The sequence below is a fragment of the Mangrovibacterium marinum genome, assembly GCF_003046625.1.
In the GTDB taxonomy this organism is placed as follows: domain Bacteria; phylum Bacteroidota; class Bacteroidia; order Bacteroidales; family Prolixibacteraceae; genus Mangrovibacterium; species Mangrovibacterium marinum.
Genome location: NZ_QAAD01000025.1, coordinates 40,578 through 48,801, shown reverse-complemented (window position 1 = coordinate 48,801; position 8,224 = coordinate 40,578). Strand labels below are relative to the sequence as shown.

The 8,224-nt window shown below is 44.0% G+C and carries 5 protein-coding genes; all 5 read left to right on the top strand.

The genetic code is table 11. The features are described 5' to 3' along the window. Window positions 1-98: 98 nt before the first annotated feature. A complete protein-coding gene (locus C8N47_RS16565; RefSeq protein ID WP_107823689.1) occupies window positions 99-917 on the top strand; it encodes an ROK family protein in 819 nt (272 codons plus the stop codon). Window positions 918-948: 31 nt separating this feature from the next. Next, the gene (locus tag C8N47_RS16560) at window positions 949-2,568 is read left to right on the top strand and encodes an MGH1-like glycoside hydrolase domain-containing protein (protein ID WP_107823688.1); all 1,620 of its coding nucleotides are present in this window, start codon (window positions 949-951) and stop codon (window positions 2,566-2,568) included. 282 nt (window positions 2,569-2,850) lie between these two features. Continuing rightward, entirely contained in the window at window positions 2,851-3,420 is a 570-nt protein-coding gene (locus tag C8N47_RS16555) for an RNA polymerase sigma-70 factor (protein WP_211316188.1), read from the top strand. A gap of 201 nt (window positions 3,421-3,621) precedes the next feature. After that, window positions 3,622-4,803 carry a FecR family protein gene (locus C8N47_RS16550; protein ID WP_107823687.1) on the top strand — a complete coding sequence of 394 codons (1,182 nt, stop codon included), beginning with the start codon at window positions 3,622-3,624 and terminating at the stop codon, window positions 4,801-4,803. A gap of 48 nt (window positions 4,804-4,851) precedes the next feature. Beyond that, window positions 4,852-8,214, top strand: coding sequence for a SusC/RagA family TonB-linked outer membrane protein (locus C8N47_RS16545; RefSeq protein ID WP_107823686.1), 3,363 nt, complete (start codon window positions 4,852-4,854; stop codon window positions 8,212-8,214). Window positions 8,215-8,224 lie beyond the last annotated feature (10 nt).

The window sequence follows — 8,224 nt, the reverse complement described above, 5'->3', positions numbered from 1 at the left end:
CTTAAATTCTTTGTCAAACTTCTTTCTCATAGGACTCATAATATAGGTAAATAAATTATACTTAACCTACCGTCCAGTCAAATGTAGCAGTTCCAGTTATTGGGATTGATTTGGGTGGAACAACCATAAAAGTAGGACGCGTAGGAAACGAGAAAATTGAAGAAATAGCAGTTAGTCCCACGCCAAAAGCTTATGATGCAATGGTGGTGGTAGATGCTATTGTTGAAACCATTTCGAAAGTTGTTACTTATAACACAAGTGCCATTGGCATTGGTATTCCGAGTATTGTTGACGTGGAAAAAGGAATTGTTTATGATGTAATGAATATTCCTGCGTGGAAAGAGGTGCCCATTAAAAGTTTGCTGGAAGAGAAACTGAATCTTCCGGTTTTTGTGAATAACGATGCCAACTGTTTTGCCATTGGCGAAAAAATTTATGGAGAAGGTAAAGACTTTCAGCATTTTGTTGGCGTAACGTTGGGAACCGGTTTGGGTGCTGGAATCATTCAAAACGGTAGGCTTTTAAAAGATGCCAACTGTGGATCAGGAGAATTCTGCATTGTCCCTTATCTCAATTCTGACTATGAACATTATTGTAGTGGAATGTATTTTCAGAAGCGTGGTCATAGTGGTCAGGAATTTTACGAGAAGGCAAAAGAAGGAGATCCTTCATCGCTAAAAGTGTTTAACGACTTTGGTTTTCATATCGGTCAACTCGTAAAACTTGTAATGGCTACTGTCGATCCGCAAATGATTGTTTTTGGCGGTTCTGTTGCAAAAACATTTCCATTCTTCAAAGATGCAATGCGGATGGCAATAACTGATTTTCCTTATTCCAAATCGGCAAATAAATTGGAGATTCGGATCTCAGAAAAAGATGATCACGCGATTTACGGAGCGGCAGCCCTTTGCCGTTAACCGAAGTTGAACATTAATTTAAAAACGACAAATGAGAACAAATCGACGTAACTTTTTGAAGAAAAGCGCGCTGGCAGGATCTGCAATGTCTCTTGCTCCTATCGTACTTAAAGCCGAAGAAAGAAAATCAGAGTATAAATTGCCATATAAAAATACCTATGTAAAAAACAGTTTTGTTGCAGAAAATGAATTCCGGCGAATGGATCCTGATTTGATAGAGCCACCGTCATTTGAAAATGGGAAGAAAGTATTACCGTCTCCTTTCTGGAAAGGACACGATGACGCCATCGATATGTATTGGAAAGCTTGGGAAATAGGGATTGGTCATGTTCGTAAACCGGAACCTGGTTCAGGATTTGTTTCGAGCTACCTTGATACGGCATACAATGGTAATATTTTTATGTGGGATTCTGCCTTTATTACCATGTTTGCCCGTTATGGAAGTCGTTTATTCCCTTTTCAGCAAACACTCAATAATTTTTACTCTCTACAGCATCTCGACGGTTTTATCTGCCGTGAAATTATGGCTTCCGGCGATGATGCTTTTCATCGTTACGATCCGGTAAGTACTGGCCCCAATATTATTCCGTGGTCTGAATTGGAATATTACAACCATTTTGGCGATTGGGACCGTGTGAACATGATCTTCCCTGCGTTAGCTGCATTTAGTCGTTGGTTGCGTCTGAACCGTACCTGGCGAGACGGATCGTACTGGACCAGCGGTTGGGGAACAGGCATGGACAATATGCCACGTGTTCCTAAAGAGTATAATCTAATATACAGTCATGGGCACATGGTTTGGCTTGATGCCTGTTTACAGCAATTGATGGTAGATAAAATATTATTGAAATTTGGTTTTGTACTTGAGCGCTGGCAGGAAATTGAAGATATTGAAGATGAAATAGGCCTACTGAGCTCTTACATTAGAGAACATCTTTGGGATGAGAAATCTGGCTTTTTATATGACAGCTTTGCCGACGGAAGCCTGAGTATTACAAAAGGGGTAGGTGCGTATTGGGCTTTGCTTGCCGATGTGTTGGATAAATCCCAATTGGATAAACTTGTAAATCATCTGAATGACACAAATACATTTAATCGCAAATTTCCGGTTCCTTCTCTTTCTGCCGACCATGAAAAATATCAAACTGATGGTCGGTACTGGCAGGGAGGAATCTGGGCCCCAACAAATTTCATGATTATTAAAGGGCTTCAGAAAAACGGCTATGATAAGCAGGCTTTTAACATTGCACGTCGGCATCACGATCAGATTCTTCAGGTATTCAGAGATACCGGAACCTTTTGGGAGTATTATGCACCGGAAAGTGCAAACCCAGGCCTGTTAGCACGCCCCGATTTTGTAGGATGGACAGGCTTGCCTCCAATTGCTGTGCTTTTTGAAGGTGTATTCGGAATCAACGTCAATTTGCCTGAAAAAAGCGTTAATTGGAAGATTAACCTTTTAGAGGAGCATGGTATTGAAAGATATCCAATGGGGAAGGAGGGCTTGCTTTCGTTTAAATGTTTTACAAGAAATTCACCATCAGAAAAGCCTGTTCTTGAAATAGAATCGAACATAGAGCTAAAGCTCAACCTGTTTTGGGATGGAGGCGGGGAACAGCTGATAATTCAAAAAGGGAAAAACAAATTCTAAGAGAATAATCTGCCTTTTCCATAGCTGAGTTGCACTTTGCAACTCAGCTATGTCAGATTCGGCAGGCTGTTTTGCTATTTCCCGGTTATTTTATGCTGAACGAGAGTAGAATGGAATGCAAATTTTTGCTGTCCGGGCATATCGGTATTTACGGGAGTCCGTTTATGATCCGGTACCGGAAACAGCAGGTTACATTGGCTTAACCCGAAGGAGTGTTTTTCGGATTCACAGAGAGCCTCTCCCAAATTTTAACTATTATTAAGCCGAATTTGTTATTGGAACATGGGCATACAGGGAATTGAATTACTGGTAGGGAGACTAAAAGCAGGAGATGAAATTGCGTTTCATTCGCTTTTCGATCATTTCTACCCTTCGCTCTGTTTGTTTGCCTTGAAATACGTCGAAGACCAGCATGCTGCGGAAGATATTGTTCAGGATACCTTCATAAAGTACTGGGATAAACACATCGACTTCGATCATGCTTACAAAATTAAATCCTATCTATACCTTGTTACCCGCAATAGCTGTTTGAACTACCTGCGCGACCGCAAAAAACTGGCAAAAATTCAAGAAGGAGCCGACGTTGAGGCGGACGAAAAATTTCTTCAATACCTAATGGAAGAAGAAGCTTACCGCATTCTTTACCAGGCAGTGGAGCAATTGCCCCCGCAAATGCGATTGGTGATTAAACATGCCTTGATGGGGCTCAAAAACAGCGAAATTGCCGAAAAAATGGAACTCTCGGAACACGCGGTCCAGGCGTATAAAAAGCGAGCTTACAAAAAATTACGGGAAAGCCTGAACGAGCAGAGTTTGCTGGTTTTTCTGGTGTCTTGCATTTTGTTTCAGTAGAAAATATCCCGACCATTCATTCTCGTTTTCACAATGTGACTTTGGGGGCGTTAATTTCACTTTATTGAAACCTGAAGGGCTGTATTTGTGGCAATTTATCGACCTTTTTTAAGAATATTACAAAAAAGATAATTTTCGACGTACCCTGTTTTTGTATCCAAGTGTTATAGGATTGTCAATGCAGAAAATAAAAAAGAATATATGAGTCTTGAAAAGTACCATTTTGATATTGCAGCCTTGGTTGGAAAGTCGTTGGCCGGGCAGCTGAACCAAGAGGAACAGTCTGTCTTAGACGGTTGGTTGGCCGAGTCGGAAGAGAATCGGGAGTGGTATGCTCAGATTTCCGCCGAGCCTTTCAAATTAAAAAAACTTGAAGCGCTGAAACAGATCGACTCCAAATCGGCTTGGGCTGGTTTAAAGAAAAAGCAGCGTGGTAAGAAGCAGCGCCGCCTGATGCCGGTCTGGATCAAATATGCAGCAGCCGTGATTTTACCGATTGCAATCGTCATGGGCTATTTGTTTAGCGATAATTTGAACGTATTTAAACGAAATGAGCTGCCTGAAATCTCACCCGGATTTAGCCAGGCAACACTTGTTCTGGACAATGGAAAAGCGATTCGTTTAAATGATATCGAGGAAAATGCGCTGCGGGTTGAAACAGGAGCAGAGCTAAAGCTTTCTGAAAAACACTTGGCCTACGAACAGTTAAAAACAGAAAAGGCAGCCAAACCGGTGTATAACCAACTAATTGTGCCGCGCGGAGGCGAATACGTTTTGACGCTGAGTGACGGGACAGAGGTTTCCCTGAACGCCGATTCGCGCCTCAGGTTTCCGGTCAATTTTGAGGGTAATATCCGGAAAGTGGAACTGGAGGGCGAGGCTTATTTTAAAGTAGCCCACAACAAAGCCAAGCCGTTTATTGTCAATGCCGGGGGAATGGATGTTCGTGTGCTGGGAACCGAGTTCAACATTTCAGCTTACAAAGATGAACCCGCAGTATATACCACGCTGGTGAATGGTTCGGTTAGTGCAAGCACCGCCGATGGAGAAAGTACAATCTTGGTTCCCGGGGAACAGGCTGCCTTGGAGATCCGGTCGGGTCGGTTAACGAAACAGACGGTCGATGTATCCTTTGCAACAGCCTGGCGCAATGGACGCATTCGTTTCCGCGACCGTCCTCTCGACGAAATTATGAGCAATGTAGAGCGTTGGTATGATGTAAAGGTCATTTATGAAGACGACGATCTGCGGAAAATGACCTTCGGCTGTAATTTAGATCGGTACAGCAACATCGAACCTCTGTTGAAGGTGTTTGAGGCAAATGGTTTACTAACCATGTCGATTAATGATCGGGTAATCACGGTCCGTCACGCATCTCATTAAATAGTCGAAACGACAAGAAAAATTTACCCAAAACCATAATTTGTTAGTATGAAAAGAAAACTCTGTAATGTTTGCCCCCGTGGCGAAATGAGGAAGTACGCGCTTAAGCTATGCTTGCTGTTGCTGCTTATTCCTTTCATTTCCAATGGAAAGGCTTATGCGATGATGCAAAATAATGTCATCAGGTTGACGATGAAGAATGCTTCGCTCCAAGAGGTTATCTGGGAGTTGGAGAAATCGTCGGAATTTATTTTCGCTTACAATGCGGAAGAATTGAAGGCAGTCGGAGAAATCAATGTGAACATCTCCGGCGAAACGGTGCAGGATGCCTTGGCCAGCTGTTTACAAGGCACCGGGCTGACCTATGTGGTGGAGCAGAATGTGATTGTGATCCGCAAGATGGAGCAAACCGACCAGTTGCCTCAGGAAAAGAAAGTGATCACGGGCCGGGTGGTTGACTCCAACAACCAGCCAATTCCCGGGGTAACGGTTCGGTTGAAAGGCACCAACATTGGTGTGTTTACCGACGACAAAGGGAATTACAGCCTGAAAGCGGATTTCCCGGCTGATGCGGTCATTCAGTTTTCATTCATCGGAATGAAACTCGAAGAAGTTGCTGTCGATGGTCAGTCACAAATCAGTTTAACCCTGAAGCCGGACACGCAAGACGTTTCGGAGGTCGTTGTAACCGGGGCTTTTACCCGTAAAGCCAACACATACACAGGCGCTGTGACGACAGTTAAACGCGACGAGTTGCTGAAAATGAGTACGCAAAACGTTTTGAGTGGCCTGGCAAATATCGATCCTTCGTTTGTGAAAGTTGACAACCTTGCTGCCGGGTCCGATCCGAATGCCACTGCAACCTATCAGATGCGCGGAACCAGTTCAATTTCGCAAAACTTTCAAAGCCAGTATGAAAATGATCCAAACCAACCGCTTTTCATTTTAGATGGTTTCGAAACCACGATAGAAAAGGTAAAGGACCTGGACATCAATATGATTGAGAGCATCACCCTGTTGAAAGATGCTACTGCAAAAGCAATTTACGGCTCAAAGGGTGCGAATGGGGTGGTCGTTGTTGAAACACGCCGGCCCGAAGGAGGCAAGCTTCGTGTAACTTACAATGGTGGCTTGTCGCTTGAGATGCCCGATCTGACCAGTTACGATCTGGCCAACGCTGCTGAAAAGCTCGAAGTTGAGCGTTTGGCCGGCCTTTACAGCTCCGACAACTATGTCACGCAATTGTCGCTGAATAAAACGTACAACAATAAAATGCTGGAAGTTTTGCGCGGGGTGGATACCGATTGGCTGGCGCAACCTGTACGAACAGGCGTTGGCCAAAAGCACTCGGTTTATATCGATGGTGGCGACGATGTCATGCTCTACGGTGTCGACCTTTTTTACAACAACGTTGCCGGTGCCATGAAAGGCTCTGATCGCGAGACTTTTGCCGGTGGCATTACCTTAACTTACCGTAAAAAGAACATCTTGTTTCGTAACCGTTTGGCTGTTACTTATAATGAAAGTAATAATTCGCCTTATGGGACCTTCAGTCAGTACGCGCTGATGAACCCTTACAGTCGCTTGTACGACGAGAATGGCAATATGGTCCAGTCATATAACTATAACGGAACACTGGAAGCAAACCCAATCTGGAACACAACGATCAATACAACAGATCGTTCAACCTATACCGATATCTCCAACAACTTCTATGGTGAGTGGACAGTCCGGCAAGGATTGAAAGTGGTTGGTCGTTTGGGCGTTAGCGCTAAAGAATCCCGAACTGACCTGTTTAAACCGGCTTCTCATACTGATTTCCTGAATTACACTGATGTCCTGAAAAAAGGAAGTTACGTTCAATCAAATGGACGGACACATTATATAAATGGCGATATGGGTGTAAACTATTCGTTTGTGAAAGGAAAGCACCTGCTGTTTACGAACGGTCAGGTTAATTTTGCCAGCAATAGTTACGACCGGGTTGCCTACAGTGCTGAAGGCTTCCCGAATGACTACATGGATCATATTATTTTTGCCGTGCAGTATGCTGAAGGCGGCAAGCCAACCGGAACAGAAGGGATCAGCCATACTGCCGGAGCTTTACTGTCGGCGAACTATTCTTTCGACGAGCGTTATTTGTTTGATGCCAACTATCGTCTGTCCGGTTCGTCGGAATACGGCAGCAATAAACGTTGGGGAACATTTTGGTCGCTAGGTGCCGGATGGAACATGCACAAGGAAACATTCCTGGCCGACAGCCCCTTTATTAGCCTGCTAAAGCTGCGTTTCTCGGTTGGGTACACCGGTTCTCAAGGGTTTAATACTTACGAAGCCCTATCGACCCTGCGATATTATACAAATACAAGTTATTACGGAAATATCGGTTCGTATCTTGTAAGTTTGGCTAATCCTGATCTGAAATGGCAGTCAAAATACGACAAGAGTGTCGGTCTTGATTTTGCTTTGGCGCATAACCGTATTAGTGGACGTTTTGACTACTATGTCGCAAATACAGAAGATATGTTAACCGATGTGACTCTTCCGCCGTCAACCGGATTTGGCTATTACCGGGCCAACCTGGGTAAAACGGAGAACAAAGGGATTGAAGCCAACCTGAATGTGCGGGCTTATCAAAGCAAAACAAGTCGTGACTTCTTGAATTTGTACGTGTCGGTTGCTCATAACAAAAACAAATTGAAAGAGATTTCGAACAGTTTGAAAGCTTTCAACGACACGCAGGATGAAACCAAAAGTGAAGCTGAAACATCGACAAACTACGACGACATCACAACGCCATCGGTTCGTTACGTTGAAGGGCAGTCGATCAATACAATTTGGGCGGTGCAGTCTTTAGGAATTGATCCGCAAAACGGACAGGAAATTTTTGTGAAGAAAGATGGTACAACAACCTACGAGTGGGATGCCAACGACCAGATTGCCGCAGGCGATGCCATGCCTAATGTAACCGGTAACCTGGGCATCAGCGGCGAATTTAAAAACATCGGTTGTAACATCTCATTCTACTACCGCTTGGGTGGTCAGATTTACAATTCAACCTTGGTGGACAAAGTTGAAAATGCTGATGTTGCCTATAATGTTGATCGAAGAGTGTTTACCGATCGTTGGCAGCAAGAAGGTGATTTAGCCCGCTTCAAGGCCATCACCGATAAAAGTTACACGCGCCCGACCACTCGCTTTGTGGAAGATAACAACACGCTGACACTTTCGTCGGTGAACGTTTACTACGATTTCCGCGAGACGAGCCTGGTTCAAAAATCTTTCTTGCAACAATTGCGATTGAGCGTCAACCTGAACGACATCTTCGTGATCTCATCCGTGAAAACCGAACGTGGTACCTCGTATCCGTTTGCCCGTAATGCAACTTTCACCATTCAAGCAACCTTTTAATCCGGAACGA